The sequence below is a fragment of the Halomarina ordinaria genome, assembly GCF_030553305.1.
GTDB lineage: Archaea > Halobacteriota > Halobacteria > Halobacteriales > Haloarculaceae > Halomarina > Halomarina ordinaria.
Map to the genome: position 1 here is coordinate 1,134,537 of NZ_JARRAH010000001.1, position 22,260 is coordinate 1,156,796.

A 22,260-nucleotide genomic window follows, 5' to 3' on the forward strand; every position below is an offset into this window, starting at 1 on the left:
GGCGGTCGGAGCGAGTGTGGGAGGTATCGTCGTGGGGGTTCTTACGTCCGATCGCCGAACAGGTCGCATGGCCAGCGCGACGGACCAGCTCTCGGAACCGACCGTTCTCGCTCACGCCAAGCGTCGACTGTTCCCCGGGGACGAGCGGGACACCTACGCCGTCGTCGACACCCAGTTCTCGACGGACTACTGGCTCCCGGGGCAGCGTATCACACCGGCGGTACGGGAGGCGCTCGCGCCGTTCAACCACGTCCGCATGGGGAGCGGGTATCCGGACCTGGTCGGCGTCCGGGCGCTCGAACCGGACCTGTTGGCCGTCGAGCGCTTCGGCGACGAACCACCCCTCGTCGCCATCGAGGCGAAGGGGTACACACAGGGAGGGACCGTCGACACGGAACGGGGCATCGTACAGGCGTACGACAGGCTCCACGAGGCGAACGCCGCGTACGTCGCAGTTCCGAACGCCGCCGTGACCCGGACGGACCGGACGCTGGCGCGGGAGTTGAACGTCGGCGTCCTCGGAGTCCACGCCGACGGGCGGGTCGAACCGCTCGAAATCCCGCGAGTGGTCGGGAACCGGTCGACCGGCGAGACGACCGCCATCAGGTTCCAGGCGAGCGCCCAGGGCGTCGCCAACGCGTCGTTCGGTCTCAACCACCCGAAGAACTACCTCGGCTACCCGCTCGCCCTCTACGCCGACGGGCCGACGGACGACCTGCTCCGCGAGTACCGGGTCGTCGGTGCCGTCGACGACGCCCGCAGGGGGGCCGCCTTCCTCGACCTGGTCGACGAGCGACCGGAGGGGGTGACGCTGACCGCGCTCGGGCGTGAGGTGGTTCGGTTCGCCAGGAGCCACTACGGGTCGGCCGAGTCGGCGCTGGCGGAGTTCGAGAACTGGTATCGAAGCTCTCGACGCTTCGTCGAACTCGCCCCGAGGTGGGGACAGCTCGCCCGGCGGGTCGTGTTCGCCTACCCGGCGACTCACCTGATCGTCGAGGAGCTCCAGCACATGCACGAGGACGGGTTCGCCGACCCGTCGCTCGTCGACCTGGTCGAGTACCTCCACCAGCTGCACCCGTCGTTCACCGTCGAACTGTTCGTTCGCGGTGACGAGTCCGTCAGACGCCGAGTGCTCACCCCCGACGGCGACCTCCGACGGTCGGCGCTCGAAGACGGTACCGTCTACCACTCGCCGACGGTCTTCCAGCTGAAGGCGATGCTGTACCACGTCGGCCTCCTGACGGAGCGCGGACGAGAACCGAACAGGCTCGACCCGACCGACGACGTCTGGGCGCTTCGAGAACCGGTGTGAGGCTCGGCGCTACACTTACCAGTCGCGACGGCCGAGTATCCGGGGAGATGCCATCGAAGACGAGAGACACTACCGTCGAACGGACGGAGGACGAGGGAGTCAGAGAGCGCCTCGGCGACTCGCTCGACGCGGCGACCGGTCGCCGTCCCGGTGTGAGCACGAGCAGACAGACCGACCGAGTCATGCGCTACGGGACGCTCGCCGTCGGGTCGCTGGTGGTCGCCCTCGCCCTGTCGGTCCTCCCGTTCGTCGGGGCGATTCCCCTCTCGGGACTGCTCGCGACGCTGGCGTGGCTCGGGGTCGTCGTCTTCGGCGTGCTCGCCGCCTACCCGCTGGTCAAGGCGCTCGCGACGTGACGGCCGGACGAGGAGCGAAGGAGGTGTGGGTCAGGGCTTCAGCGTGACGGTGTCGACCGTACCGAGGTCGACGGTGCCCGCGGTGCCACTCCCGCTCGCGCTCTGACCGTCCGGTCCGTCGACCGTCACGGAGACCTCCTCACCGTCCCACGTCGCGTAGTCGAGGGCGACTCCACTCGGGTTCCCGGGGACGGTGATACGGTCACCGCCGGCGACGTACTCGAGCGTCGTGACCTGTCCCCCGTCGACGGGGTACGTCGCGAGGAGGTAGCCGGACCAGTCGGCGTCGCCGTCGACGGTCACCGCCGCCGACCCGCTGAGTCGCTCGGCGGACTCGCCGCGTTCGAACCGAATCGCGGCGTCTTCGTTCGTGGTGCTGACCGTGCGTTCCGTCTCGCCGTCTTCCAGGAACTGGAGGTCGACGGCCTCGCCCTGCGAGTAGCCCTGTAGCTGGACCCACTCCATCCCCTCGGGGACGATGAACGTGTCCGTCCCGCCGTTGTACTCCTGGGACCCGGAGGGCGTGTAGAGCGTCGCACCCCACGTGTCGCCGGTGACCGCTCGAAGCGCGTACGGGGGGTCGCCGCGGTCGTTTTGGTCGTCGGGTCGCTGGTCGGTGGCACCGCCGGCACGGGCGACGACCTCACCGTCGACCTTCACGACGGCCTTCCCCGAGACCTGAACCTGCCGGAGGTCGCCGGTGAACTCGTAGGCGTCGTAGCCGTCGTCGACCTGCCCGGAGAGCGTACTCCCGTCGGGCCCGATGGTGTCGTCGTCGGTGCCACCGCGCAGCGGCGTCAACTCGCCCGAGACGGCCACCCGGTAGGTGCTCGTCGACGCCTGCTGGCCGTCGACGACCAGCGTGTGCGTCTCCCCGTCGCTCGCGGCCGAGTCGTCGGAGTCGTTCGAGTCATCCGACTCGTCCGCTGAAGAGTCGTCGGAGTCGTCAGAGTTGTCAGAGTCGCCGGAGTCGTCGGAACCTTCCGAGTCGCCGTCACTCGACTCGTCGTCCGACGAATCACTGTCGTTCGTCTCGGCGTCCGAATCACCGTCGTCAGTGTTCGTGTCGTCCGACTCGTCGAAATCGTCGTCGCTCGCGTCGTCAGTCCCAGCCGACGAGTCCGAACCGTCACCGTTCGTACCATCGCCGTCGGGTCCGTCATCACCGGTCCCGTCGCCCTCCGGCGCGACGGCGTCGGGGCCGCTCGCTGCTTCCGCCGCCGTGTCGGACGTGTCGTTCCCGCTCAACGAGTCGGAATCGGTCGCCGCCTCGCCCGTGTCTCCGCCCGGGCCGAACCCCGGAACCATACCGGGGAGAGCGAACACGGCGAACGCGACGAGCGCCCCGACGACGACGACGGCGGCGACGACGGCGATCACTCCTCCACTCACCGAATCGAAGATAGAGTCGGACCCCGGAGACTGCGACCGTCTCCGACGGGGTCCACCACCAGAAGACATGGTGTTACCATCGGTTTAGGTATAATAATTTTTACTAAATTTATAAGTGTTAGTGATATTCATATAATCGTGAAATAGAGGGGAGAACGCGTTCAGATGGACGGGGGACAGAGAGAGTACGTTTCGTCTGTTATCTCTGTGGAGGAGAGGGGAATCGATGGACAATGGTTGCTGGTTTCGATGGATTCAAATATTGCTATCTGAGGAGCGGTGTGATACAGGGGGAAACCGCACGTATCGAGGAGTGGGTCTCGCCACGTCGACGGATCTCGCCACGTCGACAGACCTCACCACGTCGACAGACCTCACCACGTCGATGGACCTCACCACGTCGATGGACCTCGCCACGCCGGACGGCGAGAGCGAGCGAGAAGGGTCCTGGAGACGCACGGACGATAGCCGCCGATCATCCCCCGATTGGTGACCGAGAACAGACGAAACGTACTCTCTCTGTCTCACCCCCTCCGCACTCGTCGTCTCCCCCTCGCTCTCCGTCCACCTGTTCTCCTTCCACTCCCCCTGGCTCCACTCCTCCTCCCGACGCGTTCTCTCGAGTGGAGACCGACCGCGTCCACGTCGACGACCCGCACCCACGACGGCAGACCGAACCCGACCTCTCTCTCGCGACCGAGAACAGACGAAACGCACTCTCTCTGTGTGGCCGCAACTACACGACGGTTTCACGGGGTGAAAACAGACGAAATGTACTCTCTCTCTCTCCCTCGACGGGTAACACCCGAAACGCACGAAACGCGCGAAACCGGGGGAACAGGCGAAACACGCGAACCGAACCCCTTAAGTCCCGTTTGGGGGACGTTCAGGGTACGAAATTTCTCATCATGGGTGGCCCATTCAGCGAGATAAACGACACGCTGTTCGCGGACAAGCGGATGCTCGAAGAGGAGTACCAGCCGGAGACCATCCTGGAGCGCGACGCGGAGGTCGAAGCCTACCAGCACGCCCTGAAGGACGTCCTGTTCGGCCGCAACCCCGCGAACATCTTCGCCTACGGGAAGACAGGGGTCGGCAAGACCGCGGTCACGAAGTACATGCTCGCCGAGCTCGCGACCGAGGCGCGTCGTCGCGAGGCGGCCGACGACGTCCACCTCCTCATCCACAACTGCAACGGGGCGTCGGTGTACGGGACCCTCCGGAGCCTCATCAACGACCTCCGCCCGGCGGGGGAGGACCCGTTCCCGAAGAAGGGGCTGTCGGTCGGCGACGCGCTGGAGGAGTTCTACGCCCGGATGGACGAGCGCGGCGGGACGTTCCTGCTCGTCCTCGACGAGATAGACCACATCGACGACCCGGACCCTCTGCTCTACGACCTCCCGCGCGCTCGCGCGAACGGCCACCTCGAGACCGCACGCGTCGGCGTCATCGGCATCTCGAACAACTACCGCTTCCGCGAGTCGCTCTCGCCGAAGGTACGCGACACGCTGATGGAGAAGGAGATATCGTTCTCGCCGTACGACGCCGGCGAACTCGTCACCATCCTCGAACACCGCGCCGAGCGGGCGTACGTCGAGTCGGCCTGCGACGGGTCGGCCATCAGGAAGGCCGCGGCGCTCGCCGCCCGCGACACTGGCGGGGCGCGCCAGGCGCTCGACCTGCTCCGCACCGCCGGCGACCTGGCCGAACAGCGCGGCGACGCCACGGTGACCGACGACCACGTCGGCGACGCCCAGGAGGTCGTCCGCCGGGGTCGCATCACGAACAAGATTCGCGACCAGACCATCCACGGCCAACTCGTCCTCGAGGCGGTGACACACCTCAACGAGCACGGTCGGACCCCCGCCCGCTCGAAGGAGATACAGCGCGCCTACGAGCGGACCGCCCGGAACTGGGACCGGCCGCCGCTGACGACCCTCCGGAGCGTCCAGTCGCACCTCGGCGACCTCCACATGCTCGGCTTCCTCGCGCGCTACGAGCGAAACGACGGCCGGGACGGCGGAGCCTACTTCGAGTACGACCTCAACGATATCCACCCCGACGCCGTCGTCGAGACCCGCGAGGCCATCGAGGCCGAGTACGCCGAGTAGTCGCCTCGGTGCCACCCACAGTTCGTTTCGTCTGTTACACAGACACGTTCTCGCTCCGACACGCCGGCGCGAGATATCTATGCCACCCGACGGTGCTCGACGCTGGTCGACGGCGGTCGACGTCGAACTACCCTTTCGAGCGGTGTCTGTGGCCCCCGAACGCCACCCATCGACCGGTGATTTTCATTCACTATTCGATTGAATTCATAGAAAGCGATATATCTACCCACGTACTTGTTCGATGTACGACTATGCCTCACTTGCACGAGACCAGCGCGGCCGCGAGCGGCGAGCGGTGGGTCATCCGGGACGACGAGGACCCCCCTACTGCCGGAGCGATACAGGTGACGCCCCACGGACAGCGTCTGCTGGCCGACGCGGGTTTCGTCGATGCCGACTACCTCGACCCGACGGTCGTCGCCGCCCTGACGGCACTCGACGTCCTCTACACTGTCGACGGCTCCTGCCCGACCGACGTCGTGACGTCGACCGAGACACCGCGGACGGTCGACCGACGCGCCGCCCTGGCGTGCCTCCTGGTCGAGTCGTACCCCCCGACCGACCTCGTCGCCGACGCCGCGCTCGTCGACCTCTTCGGGTCGCTCGGCGCGCTCGACCGTTCGACGCTCGAACCGTTCATCGAGGCGTGCTGTGCGGGGACGCCGTTCGACGCGCCGACGCTCCTCGACGCGGACGCCGCCCTCACCGAGTTCGCCCGGTCACATCCCCCTGCGGAGCACAACCCCGCCCTGCTCGCCCTCTTCGTCCACGTCGCCTGGTCGACGGCGTACGGGAAAACCGTCCTCTACCTCGACGTGGCTGCGGGACCGACCACCGACTGTCTCTGTCGCATCGGCGAGTACGACTACTTCGTCGACGGCGAGGACCTCTGGTCGGACGGCCTCGCGCACCCACTGCGCGAGACGATACCGGGCAGTCCGCTCTTCGGCGCGCTGACCAGGACCGCCCGCGCCGACGTCCGGACGTTCTTCGGTCGGGTGGTAGCGGCGCTCGCCCGGGCGCAGGCGGACCGCACCCTCGCGCGCGTCGACTCGCCGCTCTCGGACCTCTTCCGGACCGGGCTCGCGGGGGCCGGCCTCGACGTCGTCGCCCTCCCCGCCCCGACGGACGCGCCCGCACCCACCCTGGAGTGGGACCTGCGAGGGGAGACGGACGACTGACCGGCGCGACCGCTCGGCACGTGCGCCGGGGGTCGACGACCCGGACGGACAGACACTCGAGGGTCCCCGTCGGTACGCTGGTCGCGTGAGAACGTCACGGACGACGGGGGTGATGGCAGCAACGGCCCACGGGCCGAGCATGTCCCGACGTCCGGCGAGTCGGCGGCGCGAACGATGCCCCGTCGACAGTCGGACGTGTAGTGCCGCCTGTATGTGTTTTATGGCTCACACGGAAGCCGTGTCCCTCCAGTAGCACCGGGACAGTACATTCTCAATTACAATAAACAAAACAAAAATGAAATATATTTATGAGGGTCGAGCCGCCTGGTGGGAGTGATGAACCGGGTCGAGACACTCGAAACCCGCGTCGACGCCCTCGACACCCGACTCGTGGAACTCCTCGAGGAGTACACCGTCGTCCGAGAGCGCCTCGAACAACTGGAAGCCGAGTGCGACGGCCGCTCCGGGGCGCTCGCCACGACCGCACGAACCGATTCGACCGACGAACCGGCGAGTGACGGACTGGCGACCGACCGACCGGGGACCGACCGACCGGGGACCGACGCTCCGGACACCGTCCGCGAGCGACGACCGACCAGGACGCCGACGGGGCTCTCGCCGGCGACGCAGGCGGAGGTGGCCGACGCCATCGAGCGACTGGACGAGGAGGCCGACGCCGGCGAGTCGCTGGAGGACATCGACCTCGACTGACTACCGTCGCTCGGCCGCGGTGACGCCGATACCGCAGAGGACGACGACGCCACCGAGGACGGTGAGCGCGCCCGGCACCTCCGCGAGGAGCGCAAGTGCGAGCAACGTGCTCCCGACCGGTTCCGCGAGCAGCGAGACGCTCACGACGCTCGATTCGACGTGGCCCAGCGCCCAGTTGACGACGGTGTGCCCGAACAGCCCCGGCCCCGCCGCCATCGCCACGAACAACAGCCACTCGCGGGGCGGGTAGGGCCAGAGCGCATCGGCTCCCGCGCTCGCGACGACGACGGCGAGCAGGACGAACGTACAGACGCCGTAGACGACGGTGACGTACGGCAGGAGCGGGACGCGCCGGCGAATCGACCGTCCGGCGAGCACGTAGACGGCGGTCATCACGGCGGCACCGACGGCGAGCGCGTTCCCGTACAGCGGGCGCGCACCGGTCGTCGCGGCCCCGAGGAGGTCGGCACCGGCCATGAGCGCCATGCCGGCCAGCGCGACGAGGATGCCCGCGACGGCCCGGCCGGTCACGCGCTCGTCGAGCAGGAAGGCCGCGCCGACCGCCACGAACACGGGCTGGGCCTGGACGAGCGTGACGCTCGCGGCGACGCTCGTCCACTCGAGGCTCTCGAACCACGCGCCGAAGTGCAACGCCAGCGCGACGCCCGCGACGCCCGCCCCGAGCAGGTCGCGTCGAGAGAGGCGCGCGACCCCCGCCCGCGACCGGGTAGCGGCGAGGGGGGCGACCAGTGCGAGGGTGAACAGGACGCGATAGAACGCCTTCACCGAACTCGGCGCGTCGCTGAAGCGGACCAGGATGGCGCTCGTACTCACGGCGAGGACGGCGACGGCGAGCGCCAGCACGGGGGAGACGGGGACCGACTCGCGTGACACGTCTCCCCTCCGGACAGCGCCGGCTTACCCGTTTTCGTTCGTCCTCAGGCCTCGAACAGCGTCCGGGTCTTGCGGTGGCGGTAGCGGAACATCGGTTCGAACCCGAGGTCGCCGAACGCGGCCGCCGCCTCACCGAGCGGTCCGCCCGGCAGTTCGTACTCGACGTGGTCGCGGACGACGGTCCCCTCGCCGTCGCGCTCGAAGGTGTGCGTGTGCCGCCAGAAGGGGAACGGTCCGTCCTCCATCTCGTCGACGAAGTAGGCGCTGTCCTCGTCTTCCTCACGCTCGACGATGACCGACACCCACCGCTGGCGCGGCCCGACGCCGAACGGGCGCACCGAGGAGTACGCGCGGGCGCCAGCCTCCATCGTCTCCGGGTTCTCCTCGCCGTCGGGGCCGACGACGCGGTCGACGTCGAGGTTCATGAACTGTGGGGTGAGCGCCTCCAATCCCTGGATACGCGAGTGGAAGTCCCACACGCCCTCGAACGGTGCGTCGACGCGAGTCTCGCGTTCGAACACGGCCATAGGGTCAGTAGGACGAGAGGACCTAAAGGGTCGGCGGTGGCGGCGAAGCGGACGCGTTCGGGGGAACGGGGCGGGAGTGTGCGACGGCGGGGCGTCGGGAGGCGGCGCTCACTTCAGTCGTTCCTGCAGGAACGACGGGTGGGCGGCGGTGACGCCGTCGATGGAGAGGATGCGCTCGCTGATGACCTCCCCGACGGCGTTGCCGTCGGTGGCGCGCACCTCGGCCATTATCATGTGGTCGCCGGACGAGGAGTAGAGCGCCTCGACCTCCGGGAGGTCCTTCAGCGCACGGGTCGCCTCAACGTAGCGCTCGGACTTCACGTCGATGCCGACCAGTGCGATGCTCGTACTGGAGAGCTTCTTCGGGTCGACGTCGGCGGAGTAGCCGACGATGACGCCGTCGTTCTCGAGTTTGTTGATGTACTTTCGAACCGTCGGCTTCGACACCCCCGCACGCTCGGCTATCTCCGCGTAGGATGCCTGCGCGTCCTCTTCGAGCACCGAGAGGATGCGATTCTCGGTGGTGTCCACACTCATAGACGTTATTTTTGCGTCGGGGAAAAAATACCTTGCGAAGGCGAAAACGACCTGACGCCATCACGGAGGCGTGTTCGTCCTGCGGTCGTCAGCGGTGTCGGTCCATGAAGTCGTAGGACCGTTCCCACTCGTAGTCGTCGTCGAAGTAGCGCTCCGCGAGCGGCGTCTCGGGCATCTCGCCCGTCGACTGCTTCTCCTGGCTGTAGGAGGGGCGGTCGTCCCGGTAGAACCGCCCGGTGAGCACCTCGCCCTCGTAGAGGCGCGACTCCGCGTCGTACATCGCGTCGGCCGCCTCGCGGCGGTCGGTGACGTCGAAGTCGAACTCGTCGTCCTGCTGGATGTCCGTGTAGGGGACGTACTGTCGGGCGTCCTTGTTCCACGTCGGACACTGCGTCAGGAAGTCGATGTGGGCGAAGCCGTCGTGCTCGACGGCCTCCTTGATGATCTCCTTAGCCTGGTTCGGGTTCACCGCCGCGGTGCGCGCGACGTAGGACGCGCCCGCAGACAGCGACATCGAGAGCGGCCGCACGGGGTCCTTCGCGCTCCCGTGGGGCTGGGTCTTCGACTTGTGACCCTTCGGACTGGTCGGGGAGGTCTGCCCCTTCGTCAGCCCGAAGATCTCGTTGTTGAACACGATGTAGGTCATGTCGTGGTTCTCCCGGGCGGTGTGCATGAAGTGGTTCCCGCCGATGCCGTAGCCGTCGCCGTCCCCGCCGGCCGCGACCACTTCGAGGTCGGGGTTGGCGAGTTTGGCGGCGCGGGCGACCGGCAGCGAGCGCCCGTGGATGGAGTGGTAGCCGTAACTGTTGAAGTACGACGAGAGCTTGCCCGAGCAGCCGATGCCCGTCACCAGCAGCACCTCGTCGGGGTTCTTGCCGAGTTCGGCCATCGCGCCCTTCAGCGCCTTGAGGACGCCGAAGTCGCCACAGCCCGGACACCACGTCGCCTGGGGTTCGATACCCGGGGTGAACTCGTTCTGGTCGATCTCCCGTTCCTCACCGATTGCGCTGAATGCACTCATTGTCAGTCACCTGCCGCGGGGACGTACTTCGTCGTCTCGCCCGCCGGGTCCCCACCGTTGATGCTCGCCTCGAAGCCCTCGACGATCTCCGCGGGCTCGAAGGGGTTGCCGTTGTACTTCAGCAGACTCGACATCTTCTCGCCGAAGCGGCCGAGTTCCTTCTGCGTCAGCCCGCGGAACTGTGCCGTCGCGTTCATCTCGACGACGAGACACTCGTCGACGGATTCGAGGAACCCGGCGACGTCCGCCTCCGGGTACGGCATCATGTCGCTGACGCCGAGGGACTTCACCGCGTGTCCGCGCTCGTTGAGGCGGTCGACGGCCTCCTCGACGGTGCCCTGGCTGCTGCCCCAGGTGAGGATGCCGTACTCCGCGTCGCCCGACGGGTCGTGGAGCGTCTGGTTCGACTCCTCGGCCTCGTCGAGTTCCGTCCGGATGGACGAGAGCTTCCGCATGCGCCGGTTCATCTGCGCGATGCGGTTGTCGGGGTCCTCGTCGATGTGACCCTGCGGGTTGTGCTCGTTACCCGACGCCAGGAACCGCCCGTCCGCCTGGCCGGGCAGGCTGCGCGGGCTCACGCCGTTCTCGGGGTCGTGCTGGTAGCGGTTGAACTTGCCCGAGGCGTGGTGTTCCGCCTCCGCGACCTGCTCTTCCGTGAGCGTCGCCCCGAGGTCGGGGTTCGGCTCGCGGTCGAAGAAGGACTCGGGGACGTTCTGCAGTTCGCCCGAGAGCTTCTGGTCGTAGATGACGATGGCGGGCATCTGGTAGTCGTAGGCGAGCTGGAAGGCCGTCCGGGTCTGCTCGTAGGCCTCCTGCTGGTTGCCCGGCGCGAAGACGACGCGGTTGGAGTCGCCCTGACTCGTGTAGAGGACGTGCTCCAGGTCGGCCTGCTCGGGTTTCGTCGGCATCCCGGTCGAGGGACCGGCGCGCATCGACTCGACGAGCACGACCGGGGTCTCCGTTATCTCGGCCAGTCCGAGCGGCTCGGACATGAGGGCGAACCCGCCGCCCGAGGAGCCGGACATGGCCTTCGCGCCCGCGTGGCTCGCCCCGAGGGCGAGCGCGGCGGCCGCGATCTCGTCTTCGACCTGCTCGGAGATGCCGCCCATCGCGGGCAGGTTCTGGGACATGATGGTGAAGACGTCCGTCCACGGCGTCATCGGGTAGCCGGCGATGAACCGACAGCCCTCGTCGAGGGCGCCGTAGGCGATGGCCGTGCTCCCGGAGACGAGCACCTGCGTCTCGTCGTGCTCCCCCTCGGGGACGCGCAGGTCGTGTGAGTGGTCCATCTCCGCGACCTGGTCGTACGCCATCTGGATGATGTCGAGGTTCTGTTCGAGGATGTCGCCGCCCATGCGCTCTTCCATGAGCTCCTCGAACGGGCCGGTGTCCATGCCCAGCAGCGCCGCCGTCGCGCCGACGCCGGCGGTGTTGCGCATGACCTCGCGGCCGTGTTCGCGGGCCATCCCGCGGAGGTCGAGGGGGTAGACGTGCCAGTCGTTCTCCTCGGCGCGCTCGTCGAGGTCGTCGACCTCGCTCCCGTCGAGCAGCCCCTCGTCGTAGACGATGACGCCTCCCTCGCGGAGTTCGTCGAGGTTCTCCGAGAGCGGTTTTACCTCCTCGTTGCCGTAGTAGGCTTCGTCCTGTGGGTTGCGCGCGAAGCTGTCCCCCAGCGCGAGCAGGCAGTTGTAGCCGTCGCCGCGCGATTTCACCTTGTCGGCGCTCGCGCGAACTTCGACGTACGTGTGACCGCCGCGGATACGCGACGGGTAGTGTCGGTGCGTAAAGACCGAAAGCCCTGAACGCATCAGCGCCTTTGCGAAGTTCTGGCTGGTGGAGTCTATCCCGTCACCAGAACCGCCGGCGATGCGCCAGACCAGTTCGTTGTCAGTCATGTGAGATCAACGGCCCCAATGGTCCGTAATGCAAGGAACGGAAGGTTGTGACTAAAGCGTTTACCATGCGTTAGCACACATTGATTATGAGGGATTGGTAAATACTCGCATGGACATTCATGACATTCCCTGTGGACACTGTATATATTTCGTATTGAACTCAAGTGTATCGAACGTGCGACTGTGGAGGTGACTAAAGGTCTATATGTGGCCGGGGCGTGGTCGATACCACGGGGTATGTCTCTCACCGAACTAATCGCGGGGGTGGAAGCACACGAGAAGACCCTCACGGTCTTCAACGCCGACGAGGACGTCGTCGAGTCGCTCCGCGAGCACTTCAGCGACCGAAACGTCGTCGTAGAACAGGGGGACGCGGCGGGGGGGCCGAGCGACTACGTCGTCCTCAGCAAGGACGAGGAGTTCCTCACCGCCGCGAGCGTCGAGCAGGTGCTGAACCCGCGACGGGACGCCAGGCCCTACTTCGAACACGACGGCGGCAGGCCTATCCTCGACCACCTCGACGAGACCATGTTCACGTCCTACGACACGCGACAGATGGTCTCGGCCTCGCGCGAGATCGAGGACCGGGCGTGGCGCATCGGGGCCGGCGAACTCCACGCCGGCTTCCAGAAGCTCTCGGTGCTCGAGACACAACTCGACGTCTACGAGCAACTCGGCGACCGACCGAACCTCGACGTCCACGCCTACGCCTACCCCGACGTCGACTTCCCGGACCACGAGTCGTTCACCGTCCACGTCGAGCGCTCGAAGGAGGTCGAACGCTCCTGGTTCGTCATCTACGACGGGGCGGGCGTCGACGCGAACAAGTGCGCCCTGCTCGCCGAGGAGCGCGAACCCCGCCGGTTCTACGGCTTCTGGACGTACGACCCCGACACCGTCGACTGGCTCCTCGAACACCTGCGGACCGCCTACGGTCTCATCGAGACCGACGGCGGCGAGACGGACGGCGACATCCGTCACTGACGCACACCCACGCCCCGTTCTCCGTTCTCTCCCCCCGAGCGACCGCCACTCAGAGCACCGACCGCATCTCCTCGAAGCGCTCCAGGTCGTGGCCGAGGACGACGTACGCGTCGTGGCGGCGCTCCAGTTCCCGCGCGCGCACGAGCGAGTCGTGCCACGCTCGATTGCTCCAGAGCAACCCGGTCGCCATCGGTCGCCCCTCGACGTAGTTCGCCTCGACGTACGCCTCGTCGCCGACGACGAGGACCGACCGCGCGTCCTCCCGGCGAATCAGCGCGCCCAGCAGACCGGGGGTGTGGCCCGGCAGGTGGACGAGTTCGACCCCCGCGAACGGCGTCGCCCGCTCGCCGTACACCACCTGCCAGTTCAGGTCGTGGTCGAAGTCGGGCGCGAAGTAGGCGATGGAGCCCTCGGTCGTCTTCGCGCTGAAGTACGCGAACGGGAGTTCCTCGGCGTGGACGTACACCGGCACGTCCGTCCCGGCGAAGTGTTCGAGGCCGCCGGCGTGGTCGAGGTGGAGGTGGCTCATCACCACCGCGTCGATGTCGTCGAGCCCGTAGCCGGCCGCCGCCAGGTCGGCGGGGAGGGGGTGGTCGGCCGCGTCGACGTGCGCGAACGCCTCGTACAGCGGGGTCGGCCAGTAGCCGTCGCCCGCCTCGGGGTGCGACCCGGTGTCCCACAGGACGGTGGCGTCGGGCGTCTCGACGACGAGGTTCCAGACGGCGAACTCGGCGTAGTCGTGGGTGGGGTCGGGGTTCGACGCCGTCGCGACCGCGTGGCCGTCGACGACGAAGTTCGTGTCGGCGCGGACGCGCCCCCGGTCGAGGACGGTCAGTTGCACGTCGCTCATACCACCAGATGGCTCGCGGGACCCATAAGCCCCGCTCCGCCCTCGTCGGGGCCGCCCACCGCCCGTCCCTCACTCGTCCCCGTCGTGTGCCCCGCCGACCGACCGCGACGACCTCATCTCGGCTCGCGCACTACCGACGGTGAGGCCGCGCGCGCCGCGCCTCGGAGACGACGATGACCACCACAGACAGCGACATCACGACGGAAGTCGGGTCCTGGCCGGGCGTCACCGTGGGCCCTCACCGCTTCGCCGGTACGGAGTTCTCCCTCGACGGCCGGGAGTTCGGCCACCTCCACGCCGGGTGGCAGGTCGACGTCCCGTTCACGCGGCGGCTCCGCGACGCCCTCGTCGCGGAGGGCGCCGCCGCCGAACACCACCTCTACCCCGAGTCGGGGTGGGTGACGTACTACCTCGACAGCGAGGCCGGGAGCGCGGGTGCGGTTCGTCTGCTGCGCCTCTCGTACCTCGCCCGGGTCGCCGCGCTCAGACGACGGGCGGACCCGCCCGGCGAACTCGAGGGTGTGGACGTCGCCGCGGAACTGGCACGCCTCGACCCGAGCGACGCGGTCCGGACGGCGTTCGGACTCGACCCGGTAGAAGGGTGATAGCACGGGACACCTCCGGGGTGAGCTTAAGCCCCCCGACACACACCACAGTCCATGGCCGACGCCGCGTACGACTACCGCCCGGTCCCCGAGGCGGACGTCGAGGAGTTCCGCCGCCTCGTCACCTACGCCTTCCGCCCGACCGAGCGCCCGGACCCCCTCGACTCCGAGGACGACCTCCCCGCACCGGCGCGCATCGGCGCACGCCGCGGCATCTACGAGGGGGAGGAGTTGCTCTGCACCGGCCGGCACTACTGGTTCACCCACCGCATCCGGGGGGAGCGCCACGCGGTCGGCGGCGTCTCCGCCGTCTCGACCCCGCCGAAGAACCGCCGGCGGGGACTCGTCCGCCGCCTGCTCGCCGAGTCGCTCGCGGAGTACCGCGAACGCGACCACGACGTCGCGTCGCTGTGGCCCTTCGAGTACGAGTTCTACCGGACGTTCGGCTGGGCGACGGCCTCGCGCACCGGCGAGGCGCGCTTCGCCCCCGACGCCCTCGACTTCCTCGACGCCCTCGACGCGGCGGGCCGCTTCGTCGACCTCGACGCCGACCGCTGGGCCGACTGCGAGGCCGTCTACCGTGCCGCGACCGACCACGCGCTCTCGATGTACCGCACGGAGGAGTGGTGGCGAAAGCGCGTCTTCGCCGGCTGGGAGGACGACCCCTACGTGGCCGGCTGGGAGCGCGACGGCGACCTCCGGGGGTACCTCGTCTACGACATCGACGACGGGGACGACGGCCGCGTCATGACCGTCTCCGAGTGGTGGGGCGTCGACACGGAGGCGCGGCTCGAACTCCTCCGGTTCTGTCGCTACCACGACTCCCAGGTCGGGCGGGTCACCCTCCACGGTCCTGTCGACCCCACGTTGCAGGACCTCGTGCGCGACCCCGAGGCGGTCACCGTGGAAGTGAACCCCGGCGCGATGGTTCGCCTCGTCGACGTCGAGCGCGCGCTCTCGGCGCTGGCCTATCCGACCGACGCCGAGGTCACCGTCCGGCTGGCCGTCGAGGACCCGCTGGCCGAGTGGAACCGCGGACGGTTCCACCTCGACGTGCGCGACGGCCGGGCGACCTGCGAGCGGGTGACGGCCGGGGCGGACGCGGCGGCGGGCGAGGGTGCGGACGCGACCCTGTCGGTGGGGGCGCTCTCGCAGCTCGCGGTCGGCTACCGCTCGGCGGGCGACCTGGCGCGACACGGCCGCCTCGACGCCGACGAGTCGACGGTCGCGGCGCTCGAAACCGCGCTCCCGCGCGAGGAGACGTTCCTCGCCGAGCGGTTCTGAATCGACGCAGGACAGGGAGGCGGTGACGCCCAGCAGAGAGGTCGGGGGACTCAGTACTGCGACTGGCTGTAGATGAGGTTGCGCTGAATCTCGTTCGCGCCCTCGTAGATGACGGGGATGCGGACGTCGCGGTAGACGCGCGAGATGCGGCGGTCCTGGAGGATGGAGCGCCCGCCGTGCAGTTGCATCGCGCGTTCGGCGCAGTCGTTGGCCGTCTCCGTCGACTTCGTCTTCGCCATCGCGGCCCAGAGGCCGGCGTTCTCCTGTTCCGCGACCTTCTCGGCGGCCCGCCAGTTGAGCGCGCGGGCGGACTCGAACTCCATGCGCATGTCCGCGAGGATGTGCTGGACGGCCTGGAAGTCGCTGATGTCGCGGCCGAAGGCCTGCCGGCCGTGGGCGAACTCCCAGCCCTCCTCGATGGCGGCGGCGGCGAGGCCGAGGCCGTGTCCACCGACGACGATGCGCCCGTGGTTGAAGAACTCCGCGAGCATGTAGAAGCCCGCGCCCTCCACGCCGAGGAGGTTCTCCTCGGGGATGCGGCAGTCGTCGAGGACGATGTGGCCCTGCTTGGAGGCGCGCATGCCGATCTTCTCGGGGATGTGTTCGGCGTCGTAACCCGGTGCGTCCGTCGGGACGACGAACATCGAGTAGTTCGAGTAGCGGTCCTCCGAGTCGCCCGTCTTCGCGTAGAGGGTGAGCCAGTCGGCCTCGACGGCGTTACCGACCCAGTACTTCTCGCCGTTGAGGACCCACTCGTCGCCGTCGCGCTCGGCGCTCGTGGTCATCCCCGCGAGGTCGCTGCCCGTGTCGGGTTCCGAGGCCGCGAGCCCCGTTATCTGGTCGTTCTCGGCGACCGGGCGGAGGTACTCCTCCTTCTGCTCGTCGTTCCCGTACTCCTCAACGATCTCGGCGCCGAACGACGCGAGCATCATCGTCAGGCCGATGCCGGCGTCCGCGCGGAAGAACTCCTCCGAGAGCGCCAGTATCTCGTAGAGGTCGAGACCGCGGCCGCCGTACTCCTCGCCGATGTCCTGCGCGACGAGGCCGGCGTCCATCCCCGCCTCGAGGACGTCCCACGGGTACTCGCCGGAGTTGTGGTACTCCTGGGCGGCGGGGGCGATGTGCTCTTGCGCGAACTCGTGGGCCTCCTCCTTGACCGCCCGCGCGTGCTCGGGGACGACGGTCTCGTCTAACAGTTCCATAGCTATCCCTGGGTAGGGCTTCCAGCGTAAAGTACCTCGTGAAACCCGAGGACAGTGACCGGCCGTGGAACCGCGAGGACGTCGAAAGGAGTTCTTCGGGTTACTCGCTCTCGGGGGCCGCCTCGTCGGGGGCCTGCCCCTCGAACATCGAGGAGTCGGTGTACTCGTCACGGAGGTCCTTCTTCGAGAACTTCCCGGTGGCGGTCTTCGGCACCGACTCGATGAACACCACGTCGTCGGGGAGCCACCACTTCGGGTACTCCTCGCTCAACAGTTCCATGACCTCCGCCTCGACGGCCGCCTCGTCCGCGTCGCCCGTCGGGACGATGAACGCGATGGGGCGCTCCTGCCACTTCTCGTGGGGGACGCCGATGACCGTCGCCTCGGCGACGTCGTCGTGGGCCATGATGGAGTTCTCCAGCTCGACGCTCGATATCCACTCGCCGCCCGACTTGATGACGTCCTTCGCGCGGTCGACGATCTTGATGTAGCCGTCCTCGTCGACGGTGACGACGTCGCCGGTCTTCAGCCAGCCGTCCTCGAAGTCCTCCTCGTTGGCCTCGGGGCGGGCGAAGTACTCCTTGGTCACCCACGGCCCGCGGACCCACAGTTCGCCGAAGTCCTCGCCGTTCCACGGCACCTCCTCGCCGTCGTCGTCGATGACGCGGAACTCGAGACCGGGCGCCATCAGCCCCTGTTTGGCGCGCTTGTCGACTTTCGTCTCCTCGTCGGCGTCCGCGAGGTCGCCCTTGAGGTGCGAGACGGAGCCGATGGGCGACATCTCGGACATCCCCCAGGCGTGGAGCACCTCCACGTCCCGGTCGTCGAACCAGCGGATGAGCGACTTCGGCGCGGCCGACCCGCCGACGATGACCGAGTCGAGCGACGAGAGGTCGACGTCGTTCTCCTTGCAGTACTCCTGGAGGCCGAGCCACACCGTCGGGACGCCCGCCGTGATGGTCACCCCCTCCTCCTCGATGAGCGACGCGAGGTCCGACGGGTCCGGCGAGGGACCGGGGTAGACGTGTTTCGCGCCGCCCGCCGTGGCGGTGAAGGGCATCCCCCACGCGTTGACGTGGAACATCGGGACGACCGGCATCACGACGTCGTCGTCGGCCATCGGGATGCCCTGGGGCGTCTGCGTGGCCATCGTGTGCGTCCAGAGCATCTTCTGGGTGTACTCGACGCCCTTCGGGTTGCCCGTGGTGCCGGAGGTGTAACACATCCCGGCGCGCTGGTCCTCGCTCACGTCGGGCCAGTCGTACTCGGTGTCGTGGCCCTCGATGAACGACTCGTAGGAGACGACCGGGTCGAGGGAGGTGTCGGGGACCTCCTCGGCCATCACCACGTACTGCTCGACGCCGTCGAACTCGGGCGACTGGACGGCGGGTTCGAGCGCCTGGAGGAGCGACGGGTCGACGAACAGCACCTTGTCCTCCGCGTTGCCGACGATGTAGCGGATGTGCTCCGCCGGGAGCAGGGGGTTGATGGTGTGGAGTTGGCCGCCGAGCGAGGGCGCGGCGAAGTAGACCTCGAAGTGGCGGTGGTGGTTCCAGCAGAACGTCGCGACGCGGTCGCCCTCCTCGACACCGAGGGCCGAGAGGGCGTTCGCGAGCTGACGGACCCGGTCGCCGTACTCGCGGTAGTCGTAGCGCGTGATACCCTCGGCCGTGCGCGAGACGATCTCCGTGTCGGGGTAGAGACGTTCGGCGCGCCAGAGGAACGGTCGCAGGGTCATGTCAGTGCCGCCTGGCATGGGTCAACCGTGGACCCGGGCGCTACTAACTTTTGCCATGAATGTTCCTCGCAGACTCCCCCTACGGACCGTCGGTGCCGCTCCGACGGCTCACGGCGATGCCCTCGCCGACGGGGACGAGCGCCGTCTCGAACGCCGGGTCCGACCGCACGGTCCGGAGGTACTCGTGGACCCCTCGCGTCGCCTCGTTCGTCTCGACCGACTCGCCGGCCAGCAGCGCCGAGAGCGCCTCGAAGTCGATGGGGTCGGCCGTCATCGCGTTGTCCGCGACGACGACGCCCCCGGGGGCGACCTTCTCGCGGGCGGCCGCGAACGCCTCGGCGTAGCGATGCTTCTCGTGGTCGACGAGCACCAGGTCGAACGGCCCGTCGTAGCGCTCGACCACCTCGACGGCGTCGCCCTCCTCGAAGACGGCGCGGTCGAGGTAGCCCCCGCGGTCGAGGTACTCACGGGCGCGCGTCAGGTTGTCCGCGTCACGGTCGGTGAGGACCACCTCGCCCGATTCGGGGAGCGCCCCGGCGACCCAGTAGGCCGAGTAGCCGAAGCCGGAGCCGAACTCGAAGACCCGCTCGGCGTCGACCAGCCGCGCGAGCAGGCGCAGCCACCCGCCGACGGCGGGACCGACCGTCGGGAAGCCGGTCGCCTCGGCGTACGCGTCCATCTCCTCGACGACGGCGTCGCTCTCGGGGCCGACGAGTCGGGCGAACCGCTCGATACGCTCGGGTACCACGTCGTCCATGCCCTCGCGTCGCTCGGCGGCGACAAAAGTCGTGTGGCGCGGGCGACGCGCGGTCTCGGTGGGGGTCGCGTCGGTGCGACCGCTCTGATTAGTGGCGGACAGGCGACGCGCGGGGCGTTCGGACGACGCTTGCGTCGCGCTCCCGCGGGACGCCGTCCGACGACGGTCAGGCCACGGCGACGCTGGTCGCCCCTTCGTATGTAAACGTACGCACAGCTTCGCCGGCGTGACGATGGGTTTATTCGACCCCTCGCTGAGTCTCCGATGATTCGAATGGGTGGAGCGTGGTGGTCCGATGGCTGAGCCGGAGGAGGAATCGTCGCTGGTCGAGTACGGTATCGAGGACCGACCGCCACGGTCGACGTCGGTCGTCCTCGGGGTCCAGCACTACCTCACGATGGTGGGGGCGAACATCGCGGTGCCGCTCATCCTGGCGAGCCTGATGGGGATGCCGGCGGACGTGACCGCGAAGTTCGTCGGGACGTTCTTCGTCGTCTCGGGGGTGGCGACGCTCGCCCAGACGACGTTCGGGAACCGCTACCCCATCGTCCAGGGGGCGCCGTTCTCGATGCTCGCGCCGGGCATCGCCATCGTCACGGCCGCACCCGTCCTCTCGGGGTTCCCCGACTGGCAGTCGAAGCTCCTCTTCCTCCAGGGCGCCATCATCGTCGCCGCGCTGGCCGAGGTGGCCGTCGGCTACCTCGGCATCGTCGGCCGGCTCCGGTCGTACATCTCGCCGGTCGTCGTCGCGCCCGTCGTGACGCTCATCGGGCTCTCGCTGTTCTCCGCGCCGCAGATCGTCGACGTGAACGCCGAGGCCGCCGGTGCCCAGCAGAACTGGTGGCTCCTCCTGCTCACCCTCGGCCTCATCGTCCTGTTCTCGCAGTACCTCAGGGACCGCAGCCGCGCGTTCAGCCTCTTCCCGGTCATCCTCGGCATCGCGGGGGCGTGGCTCGTCGCGACCGTCCTCTCGGTGACGGGCGTCTACGCCCCCGGGAGCATCGGCTACGTCGACCTGAACGCCGTCGCGAGCGCCGACCCCGTCTACGCCATCTACCCGTTCATGTGGGGGATGCCGCAGTTCCAGACCTCGTTCATCGTCGGGATGTTCGCGGGCGTCGTCGCCTCCATGGTCGAGAGCTTCGCGGACTACCACGCCGTCGCGCGGCTGTCGGGCGTCGGCGCGCCGAGCGCGAAGCGCATCAACCACGGCATCGGGATGGAGGGGCTGATGAACGTCTTCGCCGGCGTCATGGGGACCGGCGGCTCGACCTCCTACTCGGAGAACATCGGCGCCATCGGGCTGACCGGCGTCGCCTCGCGCTACGTCGTCCAGATCGGCGCGGCGGTGATGCTCGTCGTCGGCTTCGTCGGCTACTTCGGCCAACTCATCGCCACCATCCCCGACCCCATCGTCGGCGGCCTCTACATCGCCATGTTCGGGCAGATCGTCGCCGTCGGCCTCTCGAACCTGAAGTACGTCGACCTCGACTCCTCGCGGAACCTCTTCGTCATCGGCCTCGCCATCTTCGCCGGGATGGCCGTCCCCGCCTACATGGGCGCGGTCGGCGACGCGACGACGTTCCAGCAGGGGCTGGCGACCGTGCCAGTCGTCGGGGACGTCCTCGCGACGAACGCCGTCGGCGGGACGTTCTACATCATCGGGACGACGAACATGGCCGTCGGCGGCGTCGTGGCGCTGTTCCTCGACAACACTATCCCGGGGACGCCCGAGGAGCGCGGCCTCGCGGACTGGGAGCGCATCGCGGAGGGCAACGACGACTTCCAGTCGGCGTACGACCGCTTCGTCCGCAAGGACGGCGGGGCCGCCGAGAGCGCGGACTAGCCTACTCCTGGGGCATGATGACCGCCCGCCCCTCTATCTCGCCGTGTTCGAGGCGCTCGGCCACCTCGTTGACGTCGTCCAGCCCGTAGCGCGAGGTGTGCAGGTCGACGTCGCCCTGCGCGACGAGCGCCATGAGCTCCTGTAACTCGGTGTACTGTCCGACGAGCGTGCCGACGTAGGAGAACTCGCCGTTGACGAGCGTCTGGGCGGGTTCGTGAACGTGGCCGCCGTAGCCGACGACGTGGTGCTCGCCCGTCCCGCGGACGATGTCCGGTGCGAGCGCGAGCGTCGGGTCGCGCCCGACGAAGTCGACCACCTGCGTCGCCAGCGCGCCGTCGGTGATGGCGTCGATTTCGGCGGGGACGTCGTCGTTCTCGGGGTCGAGCGTGTAGTCCGCGCCGAGCTCCGTCGCCAGCTCGCGCGCCTCCTCCTTCACGTCGAGGGCGATGAGCTGGGCGGCGCTCATCGCGTCGAGGCACTGCAGGCCGATGTGTCCGAGGCCGCCGACGCCGACCACCACGGCGTAGTCGCCGGGGACGAGCTGCGAGACGGCCTTCTTCACCGCGTGGTAGGCCGTGATGCCCGCGTCGGCGTGGGGCGCGATGTCCACCGGGTCCACCCCGTCGGGCAGCGGGATGACGGAGCGCTCGGAGGTGAGCAGGCGCTCGGCGAACCCGCCGTCGGTCGTGAGCCCCGGGAACGAGAGGTTCTCGCAGTGCATGTCCTCGCCGAGGCGGCAGGGGCGACACTTCCCGCAGGGGAGGACGGGGTGACAGATGACCCGGTCGCCCTCCGAGACGGTCGTCACCTCCTCACCGACCCCGACGACGGTGCCGGCGTTCTCGTGGCCGAGCGTCATCGGGAGGTCCTGCTCGACGTAGTCGGTCCACATCCCCTCGATGATGTGGTTGTCCGTCTGGCACCACCCCGCCCCCTGAACGTCGACGACGACGTGGTCCGAACGGGTGGGTTGGGGCGCGTCCACCTCGTCGATGGAGAGCGCCTCGCTCATGTCCTCGGTGTACTCGTGCAGTCGGGCTGCTTGCATGGTACCACC

20 protein-coding genes are annotated in these 22,260 nt (G+C 68.3%); 9 read left to right on the forward strand and 11 right to left on the reverse strand.

The annotated features are described in order from the left end of the window. The first annotated feature begins 67 nt into the window (after positions 1-67). Both P1Y20_RS06175 and P1Y20_RS06180 read left to right on the forward strand, forming a co-directional pair. A complete protein-coding gene (locus tag P1Y20_RS06175; protein ID WP_304447786.1) occupies positions 68-1,312 on the forward strand; it encodes a hypothetical protein in 1,245 nt (414 codons plus the stop codon). Positions 1,313-1,359: 47 nt separating this feature from the next. Beyond that, positions 1,360-1,668, forward strand: a complete 309-nt coding sequence (locus P1Y20_RS06180; protein ID WP_304447787.1) for a hypothetical protein — start codon at positions 1,360-1,362, stop codon at positions 1,666-1,668. Between the two features lie 30 nt (positions 1,669-1,698). On the opposite strand, the gene P1Y20_RS06185 is transcribed toward P1Y20_RS06180, so the two are convergent. Next, on the reverse strand, positions 1,699-3,060 hold the full coding sequence (locus P1Y20_RS06185; RefSeq protein WP_304447788.1) for a hypothetical protein: 1,362 nt from the start codon (positions 3,058-3,060) through the stop codon (positions 1,699-1,701). A gap of 908 nt (positions 3,061-3,968) precedes the next feature. Here P1Y20_RS06185 and P1Y20_RS06190 point away from each other — a divergent pair. From P1Y20_RS06190 to P1Y20_RS06200, 3 genes are all read left to right on the forward strand, one after another. Further along, complete coding sequence (locus tag P1Y20_RS06190) at positions 3,969-5,171, forward strand: orc1/cdc6 family replication initiation protein (RefSeq protein ID WP_304447789.1); 1,203 nt, start codon at positions 3,969-3,971, stop codon at positions 5,169-5,171. Positions 5,172-5,422: 251 nt separating this feature from the next. Next, positions 5,423-6,352, forward strand: coding sequence for a hypothetical protein (locus tag P1Y20_RS06195; RefSeq protein ID WP_304447790.1), 930 nt, complete (start codon positions 5,423-5,425; stop codon positions 6,350-6,352). Positions 6,353-6,688: 336 nt separating this feature from the next. Then, complete coding sequence (locus P1Y20_RS06200) at positions 6,689-7,063, forward strand: hypothetical protein (protein WP_304447791.1); 375 nt, start codon at positions 6,689-6,691, stop codon at positions 7,061-7,063. Here the strand turns inward: P1Y20_RS06200 and P1Y20_RS06205 are convergent, their stop codons facing one another. The 5 genes from P1Y20_RS06205 to P1Y20_RS06225 form a co-directional block, all read right to left on the reverse strand. After that, positions 7,064-7,957, reverse strand: a complete 894-nt coding sequence (locus tag P1Y20_RS06205; RefSeq protein ID WP_304447792.1) for a DMT family transporter — start codon at positions 7,955-7,957, stop codon at positions 7,064-7,066. It lies immediately after the preceding gene. Positions 7,958-8,001: 44 nt separating this feature from the next. Further along, entirely contained in the window at positions 8,002-8,484 is a 483-nt protein-coding gene (locus P1Y20_RS06210) for an SRPBCC family protein (protein WP_304447793.1), read from the reverse strand. A 108-nt stretch (positions 8,485-8,592) separates the two neighbouring features. Continuing rightward, on the reverse strand, positions 8,593-9,021 hold the full coding sequence (lrpA1, locus tag P1Y20_RS06215; RefSeq protein WP_304447794.1) for an HTH-type transcriptional regulator LrpA1: 429 nt from the start codon (positions 9,019-9,021) through the stop codon (positions 8,593-8,595). 88 nt (positions 9,022-9,109) lie between these two features. After that, a complete protein-coding gene (locus tag P1Y20_RS06220) occupies positions 9,110-10,042 on the reverse strand; it encodes a thiamine pyrophosphate-dependent enzyme (protein WP_304447795.1) in 933 nt (310 codons plus the stop codon). Between the two features lie 2 nt (positions 10,043-10,044). Then, the gene (locus tag P1Y20_RS06225; protein ID WP_304447796.1) at positions 10,045-11,937 is read right to left on the reverse strand and encodes a 2-oxoacid:acceptor oxidoreductase subunit alpha; all 1,893 of its coding nucleotides are present in this window, start codon (positions 11,935-11,937) and stop codon (positions 10,045-10,047) included. Between the two features lie 237 nt (positions 11,938-12,174). On the opposite strand from P1Y20_RS06225, the gene P1Y20_RS06230 reads away from it, so the two are divergent. After that, positions 12,175-12,921, forward strand: coding sequence for a DICT sensory domain-containing protein (locus P1Y20_RS06230; protein ID WP_304447797.1), 747 nt, complete (start codon positions 12,175-12,177; stop codon positions 12,919-12,921). Positions 12,922-12,970: 49 nt separating this feature from the next. Here P1Y20_RS06230 and P1Y20_RS06235 read toward each other — a convergent pair whose 3' ends face one another. Continuing rightward, a complete protein-coding gene (locus P1Y20_RS06235; RefSeq protein WP_304447798.1) occupies positions 12,971-13,771 on the reverse strand; it encodes an N-acyl homoserine lactonase family protein in 801 nt (266 codons plus the stop codon). A 173-nt stretch (positions 13,772-13,944) separates the two neighbouring features. On the opposite strand from P1Y20_RS06235, the gene P1Y20_RS06240 reads away from it, so the two are divergent. Then, entirely contained in the window at positions 13,945-14,376 is a 432-nt protein-coding gene (locus P1Y20_RS06240) for a luciferase domain-containing protein (protein ID WP_304447799.1), read from the forward strand. A 54-nt stretch (positions 14,377-14,430) separates the two neighbouring features. Further along, positions 14,431-15,660 (forward strand): GNAT family N-acetyltransferase, encoded by a 1,230-nt coding sequence (locus tag P1Y20_RS06245; protein ID WP_304447800.1) that lies wholly within the window; start codon positions 14,431-14,433, stop codon positions 15,658-15,660. Between the two features lie 50 nt (positions 15,661-15,710). On the opposite strand, the gene P1Y20_RS06250 is transcribed toward P1Y20_RS06245, so the two are convergent. The 3 genes from P1Y20_RS06250 to P1Y20_RS06260 all read right to left on the reverse strand — a co-directional run bounded on the left by P1Y20_RS06250 (position 15,711) and on the right by P1Y20_RS06260 (position 19,357). Continuing rightward, positions 15,711-16,862 (reverse strand): acyl-CoA dehydrogenase family protein, encoded by a 1,152-nt coding sequence (locus P1Y20_RS06250; RefSeq protein ID WP_304447801.1) that lies wholly within the window; start codon positions 16,860-16,862, stop codon positions 15,711-15,713. 100 nt (positions 16,863-16,962) lie between these two features. After that, entirely contained in the window at positions 16,963-18,618 is a 1,656-nt protein-coding gene (locus P1Y20_RS06255) for a long-chain fatty acid--CoA ligase (RefSeq protein WP_304447802.1), read from the reverse strand. Between the two features lie 61 nt (positions 18,619-18,679). Next, complete coding sequence (locus P1Y20_RS06260; protein ID WP_304447803.1) at positions 18,680-19,357, reverse strand: O-methyltransferase; 678 nt, start codon at positions 19,355-19,357, stop codon at positions 18,680-18,682. 295 nt (positions 19,358-19,652) lie between these two features. On the opposite strand from P1Y20_RS06260, the gene P1Y20_RS06265 reads away from it, so the two are divergent. Beyond that, positions 19,653-21,203 carry a uracil-xanthine permease family protein gene (locus tag P1Y20_RS06265; RefSeq protein WP_304447804.1) on the forward strand — a complete coding sequence of 517 codons (1,551 nt, stop codon included), beginning with the start codon at positions 19,653-19,655 and terminating at the stop codon, positions 21,201-21,203. 1 nt (position 21,204) lies between these two features. Here the strand turns inward: P1Y20_RS06265 and P1Y20_RS06270 are convergent, their stop codons facing one another. Beyond that, complete coding sequence (locus tag P1Y20_RS06270; RefSeq protein ID WP_304447805.1) at positions 21,205-22,251, reverse strand: NAD(P)-dependent alcohol dehydrogenase; 1,047 nt, start codon at positions 22,249-22,251, stop codon at positions 21,205-21,207. Positions 22,252-22,260: the final 9 nt, after the last annotated feature.

Bases quoted from the DNA above. Each gene is read 5' to 3' on its own strand.
- P1Y20_RS06175 (WP_304447786.1), top strand. From the start codon at position 68: ATGGCCAGCGCGACGGACCAGCTCTCGGAACCGACCGTTCTCGCTCAC.
- P1Y20_RS06180 (WP_304447787.1), top strand. From the start codon at position 1,360: ATGCCATCGAAGACGAGAGACACTACCGTCGAACGGACGGAGGACGAG.
- P1Y20_RS06190 (WP_304447789.1), top strand. From the start codon at position 3,969: ATGGGTGGCCCATTCAGCGAGATAAACGACACGCTGTTCGCGGACAAG.
- P1Y20_RS06195 (WP_304447790.1), top strand. From the start codon at position 5,423: ATGCCTCACTTGCACGAGACCAGCGCGGCCGCGAGCGGCGAGCGGTGG.
- P1Y20_RS06200 (WP_304447791.1), top strand. From the start codon at position 6,689: ATGAACCGGGTCGAGACACTCGAAACCCGCGTCGACGCCCTCGACACC.
- P1Y20_RS06210 (WP_304447793.1), bottom strand. From the start codon at position 8,484: ATGGCCGTGTTCGAACGCGAGACTCGCGTCGACGCACCGTTCGAGGGC.
- lrpA1 (WP_304447794.1), bottom strand. From the start codon at position 9,021: ATGAGTGTGGACACCACCGAGAATCGCATCCTCTCGGTGCTCGAAGAG.
- P1Y20_RS06220 (WP_304447795.1), bottom strand. From the start codon at position 10,042: ATGAGTGCATTCAGCGCAATCGGTGAGGAACGGGAGATCGACCAGAAC.
- P1Y20_RS06225 (WP_304447796.1), bottom strand. From the start codon at position 11,937: ATGACTGACAACGAACTGGTCTGGCGCATCGCCGGCGGTTCTGGTGAC.
- P1Y20_RS06230 (WP_304447797.1), top strand. From the start codon at position 12,175: ATGTCTCTCACCGAACTAATCGCGGGGGTGGAAGCACACGAGAAGACC.
- P1Y20_RS06235 (WP_304447798.1), bottom strand. From the start codon at position 13,771: ATGAGCGACGTGCAACTGACCGTCCTCGACCGGGGGCGCGTCCGCGCC.
- P1Y20_RS06240 (WP_304447799.1), top strand. From the start codon at position 13,945: ATGACCACCACAGACAGCGACATCACGACGGAAGTCGGGTCCTGGCCG.
- P1Y20_RS06245 (WP_304447800.1), top strand. From the start codon at position 14,431: ATGGCCGACGCCGCGTACGACTACCGCCCGGTCCCCGAGGCGGACGTC.
- P1Y20_RS06250 (WP_304447801.1), bottom strand. From the start codon at position 16,862: ATGGAACTGTTAGACGAGACCGTCGTCCCCGAGCACGCGCGGGCGGTC.
- P1Y20_RS06255 (WP_304447802.1), bottom strand. From the start codon at position 18,618: ATGCCAGGCGGCACTGACATGACCCTGCGACCGTTCCTCTGGCGCGCC.
- P1Y20_RS06260 (WP_304447803.1), bottom strand. From the start codon at position 19,357: ATGGACGACGTGGTACCCGAGCGTATCGAGCGGTTCGCCCGACTCGTC.
- P1Y20_RS06265 (WP_304447804.1), top strand. From the start codon at position 19,653: ATGGCTGAGCCGGAGGAGGAATCGTCGCTGGTCGAGTACGGTATCGAG.
- P1Y20_RS06270 (WP_304447805.1), bottom strand. From the start codon at position 22,251: ATGCAAGCAGCCCGACTGCACGAGTACACCGAGGACATGAGCGAGGCG.